The 21,088-nt window shown below is 44.7% G+C and carries 14 protein-coding genes; 13 read left to right on the plus strand and 1 reads right to left on the minus strand.

Annotation, left to right across the window (positions count from 1 at the left end):
* Window positions 1-45: 45 nt before the first annotated feature.
* The 12 genes from NQ489_RS07530 to NQ489_RS07585 all read left to right on the plus strand — a co-directional run bounded on the left by NQ489_RS07530 (window position 46) and on the right by NQ489_RS07585 (window position 18,196).
* On the plus strand, window positions 46-1,881 hold the full coding sequence (locus NQ489_RS07530; protein ID WP_022427037.1) for an ABC-F family ATP-binding cassette domain-containing protein: 1,836 nt from the start codon (window positions 46-48) through the stop codon (window positions 1,879-1,881).
* 230 nt (window positions 1,882-2,111) lie between these two features.
* A complete protein-coding gene (plsX, locus tag NQ489_RS07535; protein ID WP_021652553.1) occupies window positions 2,112-3,158 on the plus strand; it encodes a phosphate acyltransferase PlsX in 1,047 nt (348 codons plus the stop codon).
* A gap of 48 nt (window positions 3,159-3,206) precedes the next feature.
* Window positions 3,207-3,455 carry an acyl carrier protein gene (locus NQ489_RS07540; RefSeq protein ID WP_021652554.1) on the plus strand — a complete coding sequence of 83 codons (249 nt, stop codon included), beginning with the start codon at window positions 3,207-3,209 and terminating at the stop codon, window positions 3,453-3,455.
* Window positions 3,445-4,125, plus strand: coding sequence for a ribonuclease III (gene rnc, locus NQ489_RS07545; RefSeq protein ID WP_021652555.1), 681 nt, complete (start codon window positions 3,445-3,447; stop codon window positions 4,123-4,125). The genes NQ489_RS07540 and rnc overlap by 11 nt, the downstream gene beginning before the upstream one ends.
* A 13-nt stretch (window positions 4,126-4,138) precedes the next feature.
* The gene (smc, locus tag NQ489_RS07550; protein ID WP_227945601.1) at window positions 4,139-7,699 is read left to right on the plus strand and encodes a chromosome segregation protein SMC; all 3,561 of its coding nucleotides are present in this window, start codon (window positions 4,139-4,141) and stop codon (window positions 7,697-7,699) included.
* 18 nt (window positions 7,700-7,717) lie between these two features.
* On the plus strand, window positions 7,718-8,656 hold the full coding sequence (gene ftsY, locus NQ489_RS07555; protein ID WP_015525230.1) for a signal recognition particle-docking protein FtsY: 939 nt from the start codon (window positions 7,718-7,720) through the stop codon (window positions 8,654-8,656).
* A gap of 6 nt (window positions 8,657-8,662) precedes the next feature.
* Complete coding sequence (gene ilvA, locus NQ489_RS07560) at window positions 8,663-9,874, plus strand: threonine ammonia-lyase (RefSeq protein ID WP_015525229.1); 1,212 nt, start codon at window positions 8,663-8,665, stop codon at window positions 9,872-9,874.
* 107 nt (window positions 9,875-9,981) lie between these two features.
* The gene (gene glmS, locus NQ489_RS07565; RefSeq protein WP_015525228.1) at window positions 9,982-11,820 is read left to right on the plus strand and encodes a glutamine--fructose-6-phosphate transaminase (isomerizing); all 1,839 of its coding nucleotides are present in this window, start codon (window positions 9,982-9,984) and stop codon (window positions 11,818-11,820) included.
* Window positions 11,821-12,203: 383 nt separating this feature from the next.
* Complete coding sequence (locus tag NQ489_RS07570) at window positions 12,204-14,057, plus strand: DNA cytosine methyltransferase (protein WP_021652558.1); 1,854 nt, start codon at window positions 12,204-12,206, stop codon at window positions 14,055-14,057.
* Between the two features lie 252 nt (window positions 14,058-14,309).
* The gene (locus NQ489_RS07575) at window positions 14,310-16,118 is read left to right on the plus strand and encodes a Na/Pi cotransporter family protein (protein ID WP_044962146.1); all 1,809 of its coding nucleotides are present in this window, start codon (window positions 14,310-14,312) and stop codon (window positions 16,116-16,118) included.
* 315 nt (window positions 16,119-16,433) lie between these two features.
* Window positions 16,434-17,240, plus strand: a complete 807-nt coding sequence (locus tag NQ489_RS07580; protein ID WP_015525224.1) for an alpha/beta hydrolase — start codon at window positions 16,434-16,436, stop codon at window positions 17,238-17,240.
* Between the two features lie 131 nt (window positions 17,241-17,371).
* Window positions 17,372-18,196, plus strand: coding sequence for a TrmH family RNA methyltransferase (locus tag NQ489_RS07585; RefSeq protein WP_044962138.1), 825 nt, complete (start codon window positions 17,372-17,374; stop codon window positions 18,194-18,196).
* A 22-nt stretch (window positions 18,197-18,218) separates the two neighbouring features.
* Here the strand turns inward: NQ489_RS07585 and NQ489_RS07590 are convergent, their stop codons facing one another.
* On the minus strand, window positions 18,219-19,757 hold the full coding sequence (locus NQ489_RS07590; RefSeq protein WP_044962140.1) for a PucR family transcriptional regulator: 1,539 nt from the start codon (window positions 19,755-19,757) through the stop codon (window positions 18,219-18,221).
* Window positions 19,758-19,957: 200 nt separating this feature from the next.
* Between NQ489_RS07590 and NQ489_RS07595 the strand changes: the two genes are divergently transcribed.
* Complete coding sequence (locus tag NQ489_RS07595; protein ID WP_021652564.1) at window positions 19,958-20,953, plus strand: uroporphyrinogen decarboxylase family protein; 996 nt, start codon at window positions 19,958-19,960, stop codon at window positions 20,951-20,953.
* The last annotated feature ends 135 nt before the right edge of the window (window positions 20,954-21,088 follow it).

Consider the following 21,088-nt stretch of genomic DNA (forward strand, 5'->3'; position numbering starts at 1 on the left):
GGAAATGATTTTTATATACTTTGGAAGAAAACGGAGAAAATGCGCATGAACATTCTTAATATAGAACATATCCACAAAATTTTTGGAGATAAGGTGATATTTGATGATATCTCCTGCGGCATCGATCAGGGAGAAAAAATAGGTATCATCGGTGTAAACGGAACCGGTAAAACTACTTTGCTCCGCGTGATCGCTGGAGAGGAAGAACCGGACGAAGGGCAGGTGATCACCCAGAACGGGATCCGGATCAGCTGGCTTCCCCAGACTCCGGAATTTCCGCAGCATATGACCATTCTGGACTATGTGGCAGAAGGCAAATGGCAGAAGGACTGGAGTACCGAAAGTGAGGCCAGACGCATGCTGAATACACTTGGTATTACCGATCAGAATATTAATATGGATAATCTTTCCGGTGGTGAAAAGAAAAGAGTGGCGCTGGCAAGGATGCTTTTAAATCCGGCTGACATTCTGATCCTGGATGAGCCTACCAACCATCTGGACGGAGAAATGGTCATATGGCTGGAAGATTTTCTCCGGAATTTTCGTGGGACGGTGATCATGGTCACTCATGACCGTTATTTCCTGGATCGTGTGGCAAACCGGATTCTGGAGATCAGCCACGGAAAATTATATTCCTATGCAGGAGATTATTCCAGATTTCTGGAGCTGAAAGCGCAGAGAGAGGAAATGGAGCTTGCCAGTGACCGGAAGCGCCGCAGTGTACTTCGGATGGAACTGGAATGGGCAGCAAGAGGCTGTCGTGCCAGAAGTACAAAACAGAGAGCAAGGCTTGACCGTTTGGAAGCACTGAAGGCGGGAAAAACCCCGCTGAAAGAGCAGAATGTGGAAATGGATTCCATTGAGACCCGTATGGGAAAGAAAACCATAGAGTTTCATCATGTAAGTAAAACCATCGAAGGTCGTCTTTTGATCAATGATTTTGATCATATTGTTCTTCGTGATCAGCGTCTCGGGATCATCGGACCAAATGGCTGCGGTAAGTCCACACTTCTTAAAATGGCAGATGGACTGATCTTGCCGGATTCCGGAGAGATTCAGATCGGAGAAACGATCCGTATCGGGTATCTTGCCCAAAACGTTCCGGATATGGATGGAAGACAGCGGGTGATCGATTATATCCGTGAGGTGGCGGAATATGTTCCGACAAAAGAAGGAAGGATCACAGCTTCCCAGATGCTTGAGAGATTTCTTTTTGATCCGGCCATGCAGTACACTCCGGTGGAGAAGCTTTCCGGAGGTGAGAAGCGAAGACTGTATCTTTTGAAGGTTCTGATGGAGGCGCCAAATGTTCTTCTTCTTGATGAGCCCGGAAATGATCTTGATATTCCCACCATGACCATTCTTGAGGACTATCTGGATTCTTTTTCCGGCATCGTGATCACGGTGTCCCATGACCGCTATTTCCTGGATAATGTGGTGAACCGTATTATGGCATTTGAGGGAGATGGCCGGCTTGTCCAGTATGAGGGCGGTTATACGGATTATCTGGAAGCAAAGGAAAGAAAGGGACAGTCTCTGGAAACGCGTTCAGATATGAATGGCGGTACAGTACAGGGAGAAACAGCTGAGCCTGAGAAAAAGAAATCCGCTGCAGATACCTGGAAACAGAACCGGAAACAGAAACTGAAATTTACCTATAAAGAACAGAAAGAATTTGACACTATTGACGATGACATCGCAGCATTGGAAGAACGTCTGGAGCAGATTGACAAAGAGATGGCTGCCAATGCCACAAATGCGGGAAAACTCCGGGAGCTTTCCGACGAGCAGCAGGAAATCCAGCAGAAGCTGGACGAAAAAATGGATCGCTGGGTATATTTAAATGATCTTGCAGAGCAGATTGAAAATCAGAAAGAGTAAAAGATATTGACTTCTCAGGCAAAACTCTAGTATCATAAATAACGGTACGTTAACCGGATAAACTGCAAAGCAGTTATTCGGTTATGAGTAGGTAGCGAATGCGGATTTCGAATATCCGCTTAACTTTTGGTACTCTGCAATGAAAATCCTTATACGGATGTGTATGAGGATTTTCACTACAGTGTACCATATGCATTCCGAAAAGATTTCGGACAGAGAAAGGACAACATATGTCAGAAATGGTAAAAGTCGTTGTAGATGCAATGGGTGGTGACAATGCTCCCGAGGAACCGGTAAAAGCCGCAGTGGAAGCTGTGAAAGAAAAAGAGAACATCCAGGTCATCCTTACAGGAGTACAGGATGTGATCGAAGCAGAGCTTCGGAAATACCCGGATTATCCTAAGGACAGGATCCGTGTGGTGCATGCGTCTCAGGTGATCGAGACTGCGGAACCTCCGGTCATGGCTATCCAGAAAAAGAAAGATTCCTCTATTGTAGTGGGATTAAATCTTGTAAAAAAACAGGAGGCCGATGCCTTTGTTTCCTCCGGAAGCACCGGTGCGGTACTGGTAGGAGGCCAGGTGATCGTAGGCAGGATCAAAGGGATCCGGAGACCACCTCTTGCTCCGCTGATCCCTACGGCAAAGGGCGTTTCCCTTCTGATCGACTGTGGTGCCAATGTAGATGCGAGACCAGATCATCTGGTACAGTTTGCGCAGATGGGTTCCATCTATATGGAAAATGTAGTGGGTATTAAGAAACCAAGAGTTGCTATCGTTAATAACGGTGCTGAGGAAGAAAAGGGCAATGCGCTGGTAAAGGCTACCTTCCCTCTGTTAAAAGCATGTAAGGATATCAATTTCATCGGAAGTATTGAGGCGAGAGATATCCCGTCAGGTTATGCAGATGTAGTAGTCTGTGAAGCTTTTGTAGGAAATGTGATCCTCAAGCTTTATGAAGGTGTTGGAGCTACTCTGATATCTATGATCAAAAAAGGTATGATGACAAACATTCGCAGTAAAATGGGAGCTCTGATGGTAAAACCTGCTCTTAAGGAAACCTTAAAATCATTTGATGCCAGTGAATATGGCGGAGCACCGCTTCTTGGTCTGAAAGGTCTTGTGGTCAAAAGCCACGGAAGTGCCAAAAGCGTAGAAATCCGTCATGCGATCTTTCAGTGCGAGCAGTTTAAGGAAGAGAAGATCAATGAAAAGATCGAGGAGTTTATAGCAGCCGAGCAGAAAGCACAGGCAGAAGAAAAAAGCGAAAAAAAATAAAACCGGGATTGCCGGAAATATTACAGACAGAACAGGAGGCGAACAGTCGTGGAACTGGAAATGCTGAAGACCATCATCGAAAAAACTCTGGGAAGAAATATGGATGCCATTACAGAAAAAACTACCTTTGTGGATGATCTGGGAGTGGATTCTCTGGATTTTTTTCAGATTCTTATTGATCTGGAGGAAACTTTTGATGTTCGTATCGCCCCGGAGGAAGCCGAGGAGATCGTTACTGTCGGCGATGCAGTGGAGACTCTTCGCCGAGTAACGAAGGGAAGAAGAAATGGAAAATAATTTAAAAAAGCTGGAGCAGACTATCGGATACCAGTTTACCGCAAAATCTTTATTGGAGCAGGCAATGACACACAGCTCCTATGCCAACGAAAAACACCTTGGAAAGCTTGGATGCAATGAGCGCCTGGAGTTTCTTGGAGATGCGGTGCTGGAGCTGATCAGCAGTGATTTCCTGTACAAAAAATTCCGGAATAATCAGGAAGGTGAGTTGACCAAGAAACGTGCCAGCATGGTATGTGAAAAGAGTCTTGCCTACTGTGCAAGAGAATTCGGGCTTCCGGAGTTTATCCTCCTTGGAAGAGGTGAGGAAATGATGGGCGGTCGTAAAAGAGATTCCATCGTTTCTGATGCCCTGGAATCTCTGATCGGGGCTATGTATCTGGACGGTGGATTTGAACCGGCACAGGCTTTTGTTATGAAATTTATCCTGAACGATCTGGAGGATAAGAGGATTTTTTATGACAGCAAGACAGTGCTTCAGGAAATGGTACAGGAAGGCGGAAATCATCCGGTGGAATATCGTCTTCTGAAAGAAGAGGGACCGGACCACAGCAAGAGCTTTACTGTGGAGGCGCTGATCAATGGAAAAAGTATGGGAACCGGAACCGGCCATACAAAAAAGGCAGCAGAACAGGCTGCAGCCCTAGAGGCAATACGCAGTATAAAATAACAGCAGGTGGCCAATGTATCTGAAAAATATAGAGGTGCAGGGATTTAAATCCTTTGCACAGAAAATAAATTTTGAATTTCATAACGGGATCACCGGCATCGTAGGACCTAATGGCAGCGGAAAAAGTAATGTTGGCGATGCAGTCCGCTGGGTTCTGGGAGAACAGAGCGCCAAGCAGCTTCGAGGCGGGAATATGCAGGATGTTATCTTTTCAGGAACGGAGCTTCGCAAGCCTCTGAGCTTTGCGTCCGTGGCTATTACACTTGATAACAGTGATCACAAGCTCCCGGTGGATTTTGAAGAAGTAACCGTTACCAGAAGACTGTATCGTTCCGGTGAGAGTGAATACCGCATCAACGGCAGCTCCTGTCGTTTAAAGGACATCAATGAGATGTTCTATGATACCGGTATCGGAAAAGAAGGATATTCCATCATCGGACAGGGTCAGATCGATAAGATCTTAAGTGGAAAACCCGAAGAACGCCGAGAGCTTTTTGACGAGGCAGCCGGGATCGTTAAATTTAAAAGACGAAAAAATACCACATTGAAGAAGCTTGAGGAAGAACAACAGAATCTGGTCCGTGTCACGGACATCTTAAGTGAGCTGACCAAGCAGCTGGAACCGCTGGAACGTCAGTCTGAGACTGCAAAAATATATCTGGCAAAAAGAGAAAATCTGAAAGAGCTGGATATAAATATGTTCCTCCTGGAATATGAACACACCGGAAATCTGATCCGCGAGCTGGAAGAAAAAACCAGGATCGCAGAAAATCAGTTAAAAGAAGCCCAGGATGCTCATAGTCGTACCAAGGATGAATATGAACGTCTGGAAAAAATACTGGAAGAGCTGAATGAGCGGATGGAGGCGTTGAGGGAAGAAAGCCGGGATCGTGCTATCCGTAAACAACAGCTGTCCGGTGAGATCAATGTTCTTCATGAACAGATCCTGGCAGGAGAGCAGAATGACAGTCATTATCGCAGCCGTCTTTTAGCAGTTCAGGAAGATACGGAGAAAAAATCTGCAGACCAGAAGGCTCTAGAAGAGCAAAAAGCAGATCTTCAGGCAAATTTACGGGAGATCGACAGAAAACTTGCTGACGAGCAGAAAAAAATGGACAATATCCAGAGCAGCATCGAAGAATGCACCCAGGCAGTGGAAGATGGTAAGAATGAGATCATTGAGATCCTTAATTCCCGTGCAAACACCAAAGGTAAGGCACAGCGTTTTGATGCCATGAAGGAGCAGCTGGATATCCGGAAAGCAGGAATCAGTCAGAGGATCCTTTCCCTGAAAACCCAAGAAGAGGAGCAGCAGTCAGCGATTGATCAGGCACAGAAGGAATACGACACTATCACGAAAGCCATTCAGGAAACCAGAGAAGAAGGCAACCGTCTTACAAAAGAGATACATGCCATCCAGGAAACCCTTAAACAGCAGAATACACAGCTGGAAAAGGAACAGACGTCCTATCATAGAGAGGCATCCAGACTGGAATCCCTCCGCAATATCACAGAACGTTATGATGGATATGGAAACAGTATCCGCCGTGTCATGGAACAGAAGAATCATGTTCCTGGGATCCGTGGCGTAGTGGCGGATATCATTCACGTTGAAAAAAATTATGAGATCGCTATTGAGACAGCTCTTGGCGGAAGTATTCAGAATATCGTTACGGATAACGAGCAGACTGCTAAGCAAATGATCGAATTCCTGAAGAAAAACCGGTATGGTCGTGCGACTTTTCTCCCGTTAAACAGCATTTCTTCAAGAGGCGAGTTTAATCAGAGAGGTGCTTTGAACGAACCGGGAGCTATTGGTCTTGCCAGTGGCTTGGTAACTGCAGAGAAGGAATATGACGGTCTGATCGGATATCTTCTTGGCAGAGTGCTGGTGGTGGATCATATCGATCATGCTATTGCCATTGCCAGAAAATACCGACACAGTATCCGTATGGTAACGTTGGAGGGAGAATCCTTAAGTCCAGGCGGTTCCATGACCGGTGGAGCTTTTAAGAACAACAGCAATCTTCTTGGGCGTCGTCGTGAGATCGAGGAACTGGAAAAGAAGGTAAAAGAGCTGGCAGCCGGGTATCATGAGATCCGACAGTCCATGGAAGATAACCGCAGCAGAAGAAATGAGATGCGTGATACTGTGGCGGCGCTGCAGCAGAAATTTCAGGAACAATCCATTCAGCAGAATACAGCCAGGTTGAACATTGAACAGCTGGAGAAAAAAGCGGAGGAGATCCGCGGCGGTTATACCAGGATCGAGAGGGAGCAGGAGGAGATCCGTCTTCAGGCAAGAGACATGCAGGCAGATAACATAAAGATCACGCAGGAACTTGAAGCATCCAAAAGGGATGAGGAAGAGCTGGAAACGTTTATCGAGACCCGGCAGAAGGAGTTGGAGGACTGGAAAAAGGACGAAGCGGAGACTTCAGAGAAGCTGGAAAGGATCCGTCTTGACGCATCTGCATCCCAGCAGAAGGAAAGCTTCATAAAGGAAAATCTGCGGCGTCTGAAAGAGGAGATCGAAGTTCTTTCGAAAGAGAGGGAAGAAATTCTGGATTCTCTGGAAAAAGGCAGCCAGGAAACTGCAGAAAAGAGAAAGACGATCGACAAGGTCCGTAAGGAGATTGAAGGCTTTGCCGCAAAAGAAGAGGCGGCTGCAAAACAGCTGGAAAAATGGCAGCAGGAAAAGGAAGAGCGCACAAAAAGCCATAAGGAGTTTTTTGAAAAGCGTGATGAGCTGTCTGGCCAGATCAGTCTTCTGGACAAAGAATGCTTCCGACTGAAGACTCAGGCAGAAAAGATCGAAGAGAACCGGGAAGCAAGGATTTCCTATATGTGGGAAGAATACGAGATCACTCCGAATAATGCCTTGCAGTACAGGAAAGAAGAAATGAATGACAGGCATGTGATGAAGCAGCAGATCCATAAATTAAAGGACGAGATCCGAGCTCTTGGCTCTGTCAACGTCAATGCCATTGAGGATTACAAAGAACTTCTGGAACGGCATACGTTCTTAAGCGGTCAGTACAACGATCTTTTGGAAGCGGAAAAAACGCTGGAACAGATCATCCAGGAGTTGGATGAGGGCATGCGGAAGCAGTTCACCGAAAAATTCGGAGAGATCCAGAAAGAATTTGATAAAGCCTTCAAAGAACTGTTCGGCGGAGGCCGGGGAACTCTGGAACTTGCGGAAGACGAGGATATCCTTGAGGCAGGGATCCGGATCATTTCCCAGCCGCCCGGAAAAAAACTTCAGAACATGATGCAGCTTTCCGGTGGAGAAAAAGCACTGACAGCCATTGCACTTCTTTTTGCGATCCAGAATCTGAAGCCTTCACCATTCTGTCTTCTGGATGAGATCGAGGCTGCACTGGATGATTCCAATGTAGGACGTTTTGCGGGATATCTTCAGAAGTTGACGAAGAACACACAATTTATTATAATAACACATAGACGTGGTACCATGAATGCAGCAGACAGGCTTTATGGAATTACCATGCAGGAAAAAGGGGTATCCACGCTGGTATCCGTAGATTTAGTAGAGAACCAGCTTACCCAGTAGCAGAGGGGATGAATCAGTATGGCAGAAGAAAAAAAAGGATTTTTTAAACGTCTGGTAAGTGGACTTACCAAAACGCGAGACAATATCGTTGCCGGATTTGATTCCATTTTCAGCGGTTTTTCCAGTATTGATGATGATTTTTATGAAGAACTGGAAGAGATCCTGATTATGGGAGATATCGGCATTAACGCAACCACCTCCATTCTGGAGCATTTAAAGGAGCAGGTTGCTGAGCAGCATATCAAGGAGCCGTCCCAGTGCAAACAGCTTCTGATCGACAGCATCAAAAAACAGATGCAGGTAGAAAGTACAGAATATGAGTTTGAGAACCGGAAATCCGTGATCCTTGTGATCGGTGTCAATGGAGTAGGTAAGACTACCTCTGTAGGCAAGCTGGCCGGTAAATTAAAGGATCAGGGAAAAAAGGTCATCCTCGGAGCAGCAGATACCTTCCGTGCGGCAGCCGGAGAGCAGCTGACACAGTGGGCTAACCGTGCAGGTGTTGAGATCATCGGCGGCCAGGACGGAGCAGATCCGGCATCTGTTGTCTATGATGCCGTGGCAGCAGCCAAAGCCAGAAATGCAGATATTCTGATCTGCGATACCGCAGGAAGACTTCATAATAAGAAAAACCTTATGGAAGAGCTTCGCAAGATTTACCGTATTCTGGAACGTGAGTATCCGGAAGCATATTTAGAAACGCTGGTAGTTCTTGACGGAACCACGGGCCAGAATGCACTTTCCCAGGCAAGACAGTTTGCCGAGGTCGCAAACGTTACCGGAATCATTCTTACCAAACTTGATGGTACAGCCAAGGGCGGAATCGCAGTAGCGATCCAGTCTGAGCTTGACATACCAGTAAAATACATCGGAGTAGGCGAAAGTATCGATGACCTGCAGAAATTTGATGCAGACGCATTTGTAAACGCCCTCTTTGACGTAGAAGAAAGGAGCTAAATACAAATGCTTACATTAGAGAGCTTTGAGGAAGCGGCAGCAAAAGTAAAAGAAGTGACACAGGAAACAAAGCTGATATACAGCAGTTATTTCTCAGATATGACGGGAAATAAGGTTTATCTGAAGCCAGAGAATATGCAGCGTACCGGTGCATATAAGGTGCGTGGCGCATATTACAAGATCAGCACACTTTCTGACGAAGAGAGGAACAAAGGTCTGATCACTGCATCTGCAGGAAATCATGCCCAGGGTGTTGCTTATGCTGCACATAAATATGGAGTAAAAGCAGTCATTGTCATGCCAACTACCACACCACTGATCAAGGTAGAGCGCACCAAGAGTTACGGTGCGGAGGTTATCCTTCACGGCGACGTATATGACGAAGCCTGCGCACACGCACTTGCCCTTGCAGAAGAAAAAGGATATACCTTTATCCATCCATTTGACGATCCGGCAGTAGCAACCGGTCAGGGAACCATCGCCATGGAGATCGTACAGGAACTTCCGCTTGTAGATTACATTCTGGTACCGATCGGAGGGGGCGGACTTGCTACAGGTGTCTCCACACTTGCGAAGCTTCTGAACCCACACATCAAAGTCATCGGTGTTGAGCCGGCAGGCGCAGCATGTATGAAGGCATCCCTGGAGAAAGGGGAGGTCGTAACGCTTCCTCACGTAAATACTATCGCAGATGGTACTGCAGTACAGACTCCGGGAAAAAATATCTTCCCATATATCCAGGAAAATCTGGACGATATCATTACCATCGATGATGATGAACTGATCGTGGCTTTTCTGGATATGGTAGAAAACCACAAGATGATCGTAGAGAACTCAGGACTTCTTACTGTAGCAGCTCTCCGTCATCTGGATGTAAAGAATAAGAAGATCGTTTCCATCTTAAGCGGTGGAAATATGGATGTGATCACCATGTCATCGGTTGTACAGCACGGACTGATCCAGCGTGACCGTATCTTTACCGTATCCGTACTTATTCCGGATAAGCCAGGTGAACTGGTACGTGTTGCAAGTGTGATCGCTGAAAATCAGGGTAATGTTATCAAACTGGATCATAACCAGTTTGTAAGTACCAACCGAAATGCAGCCGTAGAACTTCGGATCACTATGGAAGCATTCGGAACAGATCATAAGAATCAGATCGTTGCAGCTCTGGAAAAAGCGGGTTGCAAACCGAGAGTGGTACGTGCTATACTGTAGGACATGTTATATTGCAATAACTGAAACTTCTGACCGGACTGTTGCATATGATGTAACAGCCCGGTCTTTTGCGAAAATACCTGCATAGACAGAAAGGACAGATAAATATGTGTGGAATTGTAGGATTTACAGGTAGACACCAGGCAGCTCCGATCCTTTTAGATGGGCTCTCCAAGCTGGAATACAGAGGATATGATTCCGCTGGAATCGCCGTACGTGACGGTGAGGGCGAGACGGAAGTGATCAAAGCCAAGGGAAGACTGAAAGTTCTGTCAGAAAAGACAAACGGCGGAGAGACTGTACCGGGAACCTGTGGTATCGGTCATACCAGATGGGCAACTCATGGTGAACCTTCTGAGAACAATGCACATCCGCATATGACAGACGACGGTAATATCGTAGCAGTCCACAACGGCATCATTGAGAACTATCAGGAACTGAAAAATAAGCTCGCCCGTAAAGGCTATACTTTCTATTCTGAGACCGATACCGAGGTAGCAGTCAAGCTGATCGATTATTATTACAAGAAATATGAGGGAACACCGGTGGATGCCATCACACATTCCATGGTACGTATCCGTGGTTCCTATGCCCTTGCGATCATGTTCAGGGATTATCCGGGTGAAATATATGTAGCCAGAAAAGACAGCCCCATGATCCTTGGAGTGGCAGAAGATGAATCCTTTATCGCTTCTGACGTACCGGCGATCCTGAAATACACCCGCAATGTATATTATATCGGCAATCTGGAGATGGCGCGTGTGAAAAAAGGCGAAGTCACCTTCTACAATCTTGATGGAGATGAGATCGAGAAAGAGCTGAAAACCATTGAATGGGATGCAGAAGCAGCGGAAAAAGCCGGATATGAGCATTTCATGATGAAAGAGATCCATGAACAGCCAAAGGCAGTACTGGATACGTTGAATTCCGTGCTCAAGGATGGAAAGATCGACCTCAGTGAAGTTGGCCTGGAAGAAGAAAGCATCCGGAACATCCAGCAGATCTATATCATAGCCTGCGGCTCCGCTTATCACGTAGGAATGGCAGCACAGTATGTGATCGAGGATCTTGCACAGATCCCGGTAAGAGTAGAGCTCGCTTCCGAATTCCGTTACCGAAAAATGGCCCTTAACACCAACAGCCTTGCAGTGATCATCAGCCAGTCCGGTGAAACAGCAGACAGTCTTGCAGCACTTCGTAAATGCAAGGAAAATGGTATTCGTACACTGGGAATCGTTAATGTAGTGGGATCTTCCATTGCACGTGAGGCTGATAATGTATTTTATACTCTGGCCGGACCGGAGATTTCTGTAGCTACTACCAAGGCGTACAGCACACAGCTGATCGCAGCTTATACACTTGCGATCCAGTTTGCAATGGTAAGAGGAACGATCACAGAAGAAGCCTACAGCAATTATATCAGTGAACTGCAGACACTTCCGGATAAGATCTGTAAGATCCTGGAAGATAAGGAGCGTATCCAGTGGTTTGCCTCAAAACAGGCAAATGTAAAAGATGCTTTCTTTGTAGGAAGAGGAATTGATTACGCTATCAGCCTGGAGGGCAGTCTGAAGATGAAAGAGATCAGTTACATTCACTCTGAAGCCTATGCTGCCGGAGAACTGAAACACGGAACGATCTCCCTGATCGAAGATGGGACTCTTGTGATCGGTGTGCTGACCCAGCCGGATCTCTACGAAAAAACTGTCAGCAATATGGTTGAGTGTAAGAGCCGTGGCGCCTACCTTATGGGCCTGACCACATTTGGCAATTACAATATCGAGGATACCGCAGACTTCACCGTCTACATCCCGAAAACAGACCCGCACTTTGCAACATCCCTGGCAGTGATCCCTCTTCAGCTTCTGGGCTACTACGTAAGCGTAGCTAAAGGACTGGATGTGGATAAACCACGAAATCTGGCGAAGAGCGTGACAGTGGAGTAAAAAATATATATGGACTATAGAGAAAGCCTCAGAGTATGTATATGCGAAAATACTCTGAGGCTTTTTTATAAAATCTTTACGCAAAAATAGTTTCATGGTATCATATAGACATATGATGCTGTGAAATTATTTTGCTTTTCAGGGGATATTAAGAAGGGGTGACGGGTACATGCTTATGCCGGTAGTGCCAGAGAGGAGATTGAACTGAAACCAGAGTGCCCGGACAGTCATAGAGCAGATAAAGGAGAAAAATTATCCGGAGTCTTTACAGAAATGTACAGGGAATATCCTGGCTTGTGGGGATCAATTATAACAAACCAATCAACAGTGGTAAGCTTTTGGAGCTGCTGTCACAGTACAAATAATAAGATAGGAAAAAATATATGAAGAATACAGTGGTGATCTTTAATGCCGGTATCGGTGCACTGACTCTGGGTTTTAAAAATGCCGGTTATGAGATTTTGAAAGCATATGAGCCGGACAGGAAAGTGACAGAGATCTATCAGGAAAATATAAGTCAAAATGTAACTGCATGCAGCCTTTCTTCCATAGATCCTGCCACAGTTCCGGATAGTAATGTCTGGGCTTTTGGTCTGACGCAGTCGAAAGAAGAAGAGGTGTTTCGTAGTTTGGCCCTGGTGCAAAGAAGACGGCCGCCGGTCATTCTTTTTGTTATGAAAAAGCAATTATGGAAAGGGTTCATAAAGGAGCACATTTTTCAGCTGCAAGAATATGGATACCATATCACGCATAAAAATATCCAGAGTTCGGAGGTTACTGCATTTCCGCTGCGGGAAGAATTTGCATATATTGTTTCAAAAAGAGTGAATGCTTCGGATATGATCATGCCGGTGCAGGTCCATAAGAGTAGTATCCTGTTGGATGGCTGGGTGGAAATGAATCCACAGGATTCCTGGTATTACAGAATTGATTTTGCGAAAGAGAAGATTGATGCTTCGCATGCCGGTGACAGCGTTTTGTGTTGGGAAAAAGGCGGTTATCGGGAATCCGGGCAGGTTCGTCTGAATCTGATAAAAATGCCGCTGATCCGTATCCATGGCGTCTATCATAAGATCACACACAAAGAAATAGCCAGATTAAAGGGATTTCCGGAAGATTTTCCACGTTCTGTGCCAAACAAAAGCCGGATGTACAGAAGCCTGATATATGCGCCGAACATAAAAGTGACAGAACAGGTCGTTCGCAATCTCTGCGTAGAACCCTATATAAATTCAGAGGGTGATGTGCAGATGAAAAACTGGGAAAATATGGCCCGCTTTAAGCAGCTTTTTGAAAAATACCTTACATATAAAGGGGTTTCTTTCCAAAGCGATGAATGGGTCTTTATGACCAGAATGTACAGTGATTCCAAAGAAATCGCTACACTTAAACGGTTGCAGAGTTATAGCCGTCTGGTTGGAAAAGCAGTGTCAGATCAGAAAAAGGATCTGCCATTACAAAATATCTGTGTAGTGGCGAATCTGGTCTCTGATGAGACTAAGAGAAAGTACGAAGAGGCGAAGCTTGGATATGTCTGGGACATCCGAAATGTGCTGTGGCTCTTTGAGGACTATCCGGAACTGAAGAACGAACTGATCTCGATTCTGAATTATTCGGTGGAAAACATAGAACCGGAGAGACCGGAGCCTTTTATCTTTGAGGAAAGCAGCCAGATGGAGAATACGGATCCGGAATCGGTTGCTGACAGCTATATAGCGCAGTTAAAAGTGTTGGAGACCGGTAGTGCAGCTTTCAAGAAATATGAGGAACTTTGTGTTTCTATTCTGAAATATATCCTTGGAGAATATCTGACTTTGTGGGAGCAGCAGAAGACAACAGAGGAAGATCTGTATCGTTTTGACATGTGCTGTAAGATCAAAAACGGGGTGACACAGGATTTTTTTGACACGATCTGTAAGTATTTTTCTACGAAGTATATCGTGTTCGAGTTTAAAAACTATGAAAAGCCTATTACTCAGAGGGAAATTTACACTACAGAAAAATATCTGTACGAAAAAGCTCTCCGTAAAGTTGCGATCATTATTTCCAGAAAAGGAGCGGATAAACATGCGAAAATGGCTGCACGGGGAAGTCTACGGGAAAGCGGGAAACTGATCATCTGCCTGTCCGATGAAGATTTGAAAGCGATGCTCCAGATAAAAAAAGAAGGGGAAAAAACAACGGGAGGGTATTTGGAAGATATTTTGGATGATATGCTGATGCGCCTGGAAAAATAGAAAATTTTGTGAAAAATCACTCAAAAATCCCCATTTCGAAGGCAGAGTTTTGGAAGATGATCCGCTGCCTTCGAATTTTTTTATTTTCGAAATAAATCTGTTGTTGTAATATGGAAATTGATGTGGCATAATAAATGGGAAAATGTTAAAAATAAGAAAAATCCAGATTAAGGAAATGTAAAGTCGCATTTTCAGGATAACATGGCTCCTGACAGGTTATGACAGGAAGCGAGTATGACAAAGGAGAAAATTATGGCAATTTTTTCAATGATCTTATCTTTGTTGTGTGGAGTATCATTATTTTTGTTTGGTATGTCCCTAATGGGCGATGGTCTGAAGCTGGCAGCAGGTAATAAGCTGGAAGCATTTCTTTATAAGATGACCAATACTCCGCTGAAGGGTGTCGCACTTGGTACTGGTGTTACCAGTGTGATCCAGTCGTCTTCTGCGACGACAGTTATGGTGATCGGTTTTGTAAACTCCGGTATGATGAAACTGAAACAGGCGATCGGTATCATCATGGGAGCCAATATCGGAACCAGTATTACTGGCTGGATCTTATGTCTTTCTTATATTGAAGGATCTAATGGAATCGCTAGTGTTCTTTCCACAGCAACCATTTCTGCTGTTGTGGCTGTAGTTGGTATTATTTTCCGTATGTTCTGTAAGCGTACCTTACATAAGAACGTGGGAAATATCATGCTTGGTTTTGCAATCCTGATGACAGGTATGCAGATGATGAGTGGTGCGGTATCTCCATTGCGTGAGAGTCCGATGTTCATCAAGATGCTGACTATGTTTTCCAATCCGATCGCGGGTATTCTCGTAGGTATCGCTTTTACTGCGGTACTCCAGAGTGCGTCTGCAACAGTCGGTGTGCTCCAGGCTCTTTCCGTAACCGGTATCCTGACATTTGCCAGTGCATTTCCGATCGTTCTTGGTATCGGTGTTGGTGCTGCATGTCCAGTTCTGATCTCAGCCATCGGAGCAAATAAGAACGGTAAAAGAACTGCTCTTGTATATCTGATCAATGACCTGTTTGGTCTGATCCTCTGGTCGGTGATCTTTTATACCGTGAATGCGTTTGTACATTTTACATTTATGGATATGACCATGACACCGGTAGCGATCGCACTTTTGAACACAGTTTTCCGTCTGGCAACGGTTATCGTGCTGTTCCCGTTTATTTCAAAGATCGAGAAGCTGGTATGCTGGCTTGTTAAGGATAACAAGGAAGACCTGGAAGATGAGGCAGATTTTGATCTCCTGGAAGAGCGTCTTCTGAATTACCCGGCCCTTGCTATCGCACAGTGTCACCGTGTAATGAACGGAATGTCCAAGAAGCTCCGTAAGAATGTCAACAGAGCCATGAATCTTCTGAATGATTATCAGCAGGATAAGTATGATAAGGTTCAGCGAAAAGAGGATCTGATCGACAAGTATGAAAGTCGTCTAGGAGAGTATCTGATCCAGCTGACAAAGAGAGAGATGAATTCTGCACAGACAAGACAGACTTCACTGTATCTGCATACGATCAATGATTTTGAGCGTATCGGTGATCATGCTTCTTACATTGCTCATATGTCTAATGAAATGCATGATAACCATACGAATTTTTCACAGGAAGCCTGGGATGAGCTGAATGTTGTTATGGAGGCAGTTCGTGAGGATATCAATATAACTTGCAATGCTTTCATGAAAGACGATAAAGAAATGGCACAGAGAGTAGCACCTCTCGGAGCTGTGATCACAGGACTTTGTGATGTACTGAAGATGCGTCATGCAGAGCGACTGAGCCAGGGCAAATGCGGACTGGAAGAGGGAACGGTATTTAGTGATATCCTTAACAGTTTCTGTCGTATCGCAACTCACTGTGCAAGTGCTATGGTGGCACTTATGAAGAGCGGAGAGACAGGATCTGATCTTCATATTCACGATTCCAAGATCTATCCCACAAACAGTGCGGACTACTACCAGTATTTCAAGGAATACGGACAGAAATATGATATTGGAAATCAGGAAGGCCATATGCTCAGCATGGAGCCGGAAGAAGTAGAATAAGAAATTCAGGCAGCGGAAATGTAGATATTCCGTTGCCGTTTTTGTTAGGGATTTGCCCTAACAATGAAAAAAGAAGGGGCTGTCGCACTAATTTTTTAGTGCGACAGCCCCTTTGTACTGAGGTGATTATAGTTCAGAGAACAAAATATGTCACTCCTCTATTTTTCATTACTTTTTGTAAAAATCATATAATTGCTGATAATTAGTAATAGGGGTTATCAAAATACAGATTTCATGATATGATAAACCTATCAGATAGCGTGAGACATATAATGGGGATATGTATCTCGCAGCAAGAAAAGGGAGGTTTTTATTATGGGTGAAAGTATGATCACATCGTTTGACGGAACGAAACTGTATCTGAAAAAAGAAACGGCAGCAGACAATAAAGCGGTGATCGTGATTGTCCACGGACTCTGTGAGCACCAGGGCAGGTACGATTATTTTGCGGAAAAACTTCATGAGGCGGGAATAGGAACCTATCGTTTTGATCACAGAGGACATGGACGGTCTGAGGGTGAAGAGACTTTTTATTCAGATTTCAATGAGCTTCTGGACGACACCAACGTAGTTGTGGATATGGCAATTGAGGAAAATCCGGATATTCCGGTATTTCTTCTGGGACACAGCATGGGCGGATTTACGGTTTCTCTGTACGGAGCCAAATATCCGGACAAAAAACTCCGGGGGATCATTACCAGTGGTGCGCTGACCGCAGATAACGGCAATCTGATACGTGGTGTGCCGGGAGAAATGGATGTACATACGCGCCTTGCCAATCAGCTGGGGTCAGGTGTATGCTCTGTACAGGAAGTGGTAGACTGGTACGGAAAAGATCCATACAATAAACAGTCCTTTACAGCGGGGTTATGCTATGCGATCTGCGACGGACTTGACTGGTTCAAAGAGAAAAAAGCAGAGTTCCATTATCCGGTCCTTATGACACACGGCGAGAAAGACGGTCTGGTAAGTGTACAGGATACCTATGATTTCTTTAAAGAAGCAGGATCAAAAGACAAGCAGATGAAGATCTACGGCGGACTTTTTCATGAGATCCTGAATGAGTATTGTAAAGATGAAGTGATCGGGGATATGATCCGGTGGATGGAAGTGAGGATCTGAATATAAACAAATTGTTTTACAAGTAGCAGCAAAGCCAGGTGGAAACATATAGCACCTGGCTTTCTTTTGCAAAGAGATTCTGTTACAATAGCAGGATGAAAACAAGAAGACAGAACAGGAGAAAAATAAACATGTCAAATATCATAGAAATCACAGATTTCAACGCTTCGGAGCTGGATGTATATGCCAGGATCTCGGAGATACAGCTTTTGAACCGGGCAGAACCGGAGAAGGGGATCTTTATTGCGGAGAGCCCGAAGGTTATTGAGAGAGCTTTGGATTCCGGGTGCCAGCCGATTTCTTTTCTGGTGGAACATAAACATGTTGAGGGTGAGGCAAAAGAACTGATCCGTCGTTGTGGAGACATCTCGGTTTATACGGCAGAATTTGATGTGTTGACGCAGCTGACCGGATTCAAGCTGACAAGAGGAATGCTCTGTGCAATGCGCCGGCCGGCGCTTCCTGATATAGTCGATGTATGCAAAAATGCCCGCAGGATCGCAGTTCTGGAAAATGTGGTAAATCCTACTAATATAGGCGCGATCTTTCGTTCTGCGGCGGCTCTTGGGATGGATGCGGTGCTGCTGACACCGGGGTGCAGCAATCCATTGTACCGCCGTGCGATCCGTGTCAGCATGGGAACCGTATTCCAGATACCATGGACTTTTTTTGATGAAAAAACAGAGTGGAAAACGGAAGGAATCCGGTCTCTGAAAGCGATGGGATTTAAGACGGTAGCCATGGCTCTTAGGGAGGATTCTTTTGATATTGATGATCCTCATCTGATGGCAGAAGAAAAACTGGCAGTAGTTCTTGGAACAGAGGGGGATGGCCTTGCTTCGGAGACCATTGCGGACTGTGATTATACAGTATGTATTCCAATGGCACACGGTGTGGATTCACTGAATGTGGCGGCAGCCAGTGCAGTTGCATTTTGGCAGCTGGGAAAACGCTAAATATTTAAGAGAGTTCCCGTTTTTATGATCTTGCATTCCGGTTTTCTTCTTCCATATCCATCAGATGAAAAGAAAGCAACAGATACAGGATCTCGTTTCTGTCTGTAAGATCTGAATCCAGAAAAGCTTTGATCTTATCCAGACGATAAAGAAGAGTACTTCTGTGGATAAATAAAGCGCTGGCAGTATGAGAAATGTTCTGGTTGTGCTCCAGAAAACAACGTAGTGTTTCATAGAGATGAGATTGCTTTGCCTCATCCTTATATTTCATTGACAGAAGCTTTTCGTGACAGACCATGTAAGCAGGAAGCTTTTTGGTTGCCTGTTCCAGAATATAGGGCAGAGCGATGGAGTCAAAATAGTGGATACTTTCTGCGGGATTTTTGCGTTTTCCAACCTGCAGGGTAACAGAAGCCTGCGTGTATTGCCGGTGGAAATTGAAATGTCCAAGCATCTTCCGGCTGTATCCGGCGCTTAACATGCTGCTTTTGATAAAGCCCTCGATTTTATCGGAAATCTCATGGATAGTCAGAGTGCAGAGATCTAGATTGATAAAAAGCACAGCATTGCCTTTATGTTCCGTGGCACAGGTGGCAGGAATTGTATTTTCCAGATAGTTACAGATGGCATTAAGGGTCAGATTTTTCTGGTCGATCAGTCCGGTCTGGATCAGGATGCATTGATATATATGGGAAGAAAGCCATCCCACATTTGTCAGCTGCTGACTGATTTTTACATAATCAGCTCCGGGATCTGTCAGAATGGACATAAAAATCTGATGAAGAGGAAAAGCTTTATCTCGGCTGTGCATGATACCTGTGGAAAGTGCATGGGATACCATCTGGGAAAGGTACTCCAGAACAAAACCAAACGTATCATCCAGGGGAACCTCACCTTCGGAAAACATCAGCCTGTATACTGCTTTATCACTATTGGAGATATTTACGCAAAGAGAAGGAGCAGTAAGGCCATTTCCCGGATAATAAAAATATCCGGTTTTATAAAAAGCCTCTTCGTAATGAGGATCCTGCTTCAGGCTGTCCACAATAGCCCAGGAATTTTCAGTGGAACCCAAAACAGAATTGGAAAGATCACTTAGATTCCAGTCTCTGGAGGCAATGATAGTAAAATCCATACCGATCAGCATTATTGGATTAGGAATAACGGAAGCTGTAAGATCTAGAAGCTCCTGGATAGATGCGTTCCGGAGACGGGAATCCATCAGGGACTGATTCCACTGATCATAGAGGATAAAAATATCCTGAATCCTGTTAAAGACAATATTGACCGGAATATCTTCAGGGATGATACACATGTTTGGCTGAGTTAATTCGTAGTTCTGATAGATTTTTCCAATCATCAGGAACAGAATATTTTTGGGATGATGAAAAGTGAGCTGAAAATCCGGATCTGTGATAAGGTAAACACGCCCATCCTGAAGAGAGGTGTTCTTTTCAAAGCAGGAAGGGCAGGAAAGGGTGGGGGATGTATCCAGCCTGGATGTATGCATGGAAAATGATTTCTGCAGGTGATAGCATATGAGTTTTGCACTGAGTTTCAAGGAAAATCCTCCTTCCTATATTTTGTAGGAAAAAACAGGAATAATAGCCATATTATGTGGAATTGTGATTCTTTTGATTTACAGTATAATAGAATCATAAGGAAAAAACAAGTGCAGAAACAAGCCTTTTATGTTGGGGTGTGGCAAAACAAGTGCGGAAAAAAGGCTTTCCTGCATAATAACGTAGAGGAGGTGCGTTTATGTTAACAAAAAGACAAAATATGCTGGAAGTGATCCGCGGAGGAAATCCGGATCGTTTTGTAAAACAGTATGAGGGACTGACATTTGTTCTGAATACTCCATATCAGACGAAGTATCCTATGATGCCGGAAGGACCTGGTGCACCAACAGTAAAATGCGGATGGGGATATTATAATTCCTGGCCTGCAGGAACACCGGGAGCGTTTCCGCTCCATGATCCGGAGCATCTGGTATGTCCGGACGTCGCAGAGTGGAAAAAATATGTAAAGGCACCGGACATCAACTACACGGCAGAGGACTGGAAAGAATGCCAGGAGACAGTTGCCGGAATTGACCGGAATGAAACCATGGTTACTGCAATGGTTGCACCTGGAGTTTTTGAGATGTGCCATTATCTCTGTGAGATCCAGAATACCATGATCAATTTCTACGAAGAGCCGGAAGCCATGCATGAACTGATCGAATATATTACAGAGTGGGAACTGAAATGGGCAGAGCAGGTCTGCACCTATATGAAACCGGATGTTGTCTTCCATCATGATGACTGGGGAACACAGAAGTCTACATTTATCAGTGTGGATATGTTCCGTGAGTTCTTTATGGATTCTTACAAACGTATTTACGGATATTACCATGATCATGGTGTTGAACTGATCATCCACCATAATGACAGCTACAGTGCAACACTGGTTCCGACAATGATCGAGATGGGAATTGATGTATGGCAGGGCTGTATGTCTGTTAATGATCTTCCGAAGCTGATCAAAGAATATGGAAAAGATATCACATTTATGGGTGGTATCGATAACGGTAAAGTAGATCGCTTTGATTGGAATCAGGAAATGATCGAAGAGTCAACAGATCAGCTTTGCAGAGACTGTGGTAAGCTTTATTTTATTCCGTGCACCACTCATGGCCTGAATTTCTCATGTATCCCAGGTGTATATGAGGCAGTGGATAAGGAAATCGATAAAATGACAAAGGAAATGTTTTGATCGAAGCATAAGACTTATTAATAAGAGGTAAATAGAATAACAAAGGTCGGAAAAGCCTGCAAAACCCAGCAGAAAAGTGCTTTTCCGGCCTTTTTTTGTGAAATTCAGGAAAAAATAAAATTGTAAAGCAAAAAC

The sequence above is a fragment of the Blautia sp. KLE_1732_HM_1032 genome, assembly GCF_025147905.1.
In the GTDB taxonomy this organism is placed as follows: domain Bacteria; phylum Bacillota; class Clostridia; order Lachnospirales; family Lachnospiraceae; genus Blautia_A; species Blautia_A fusiformis.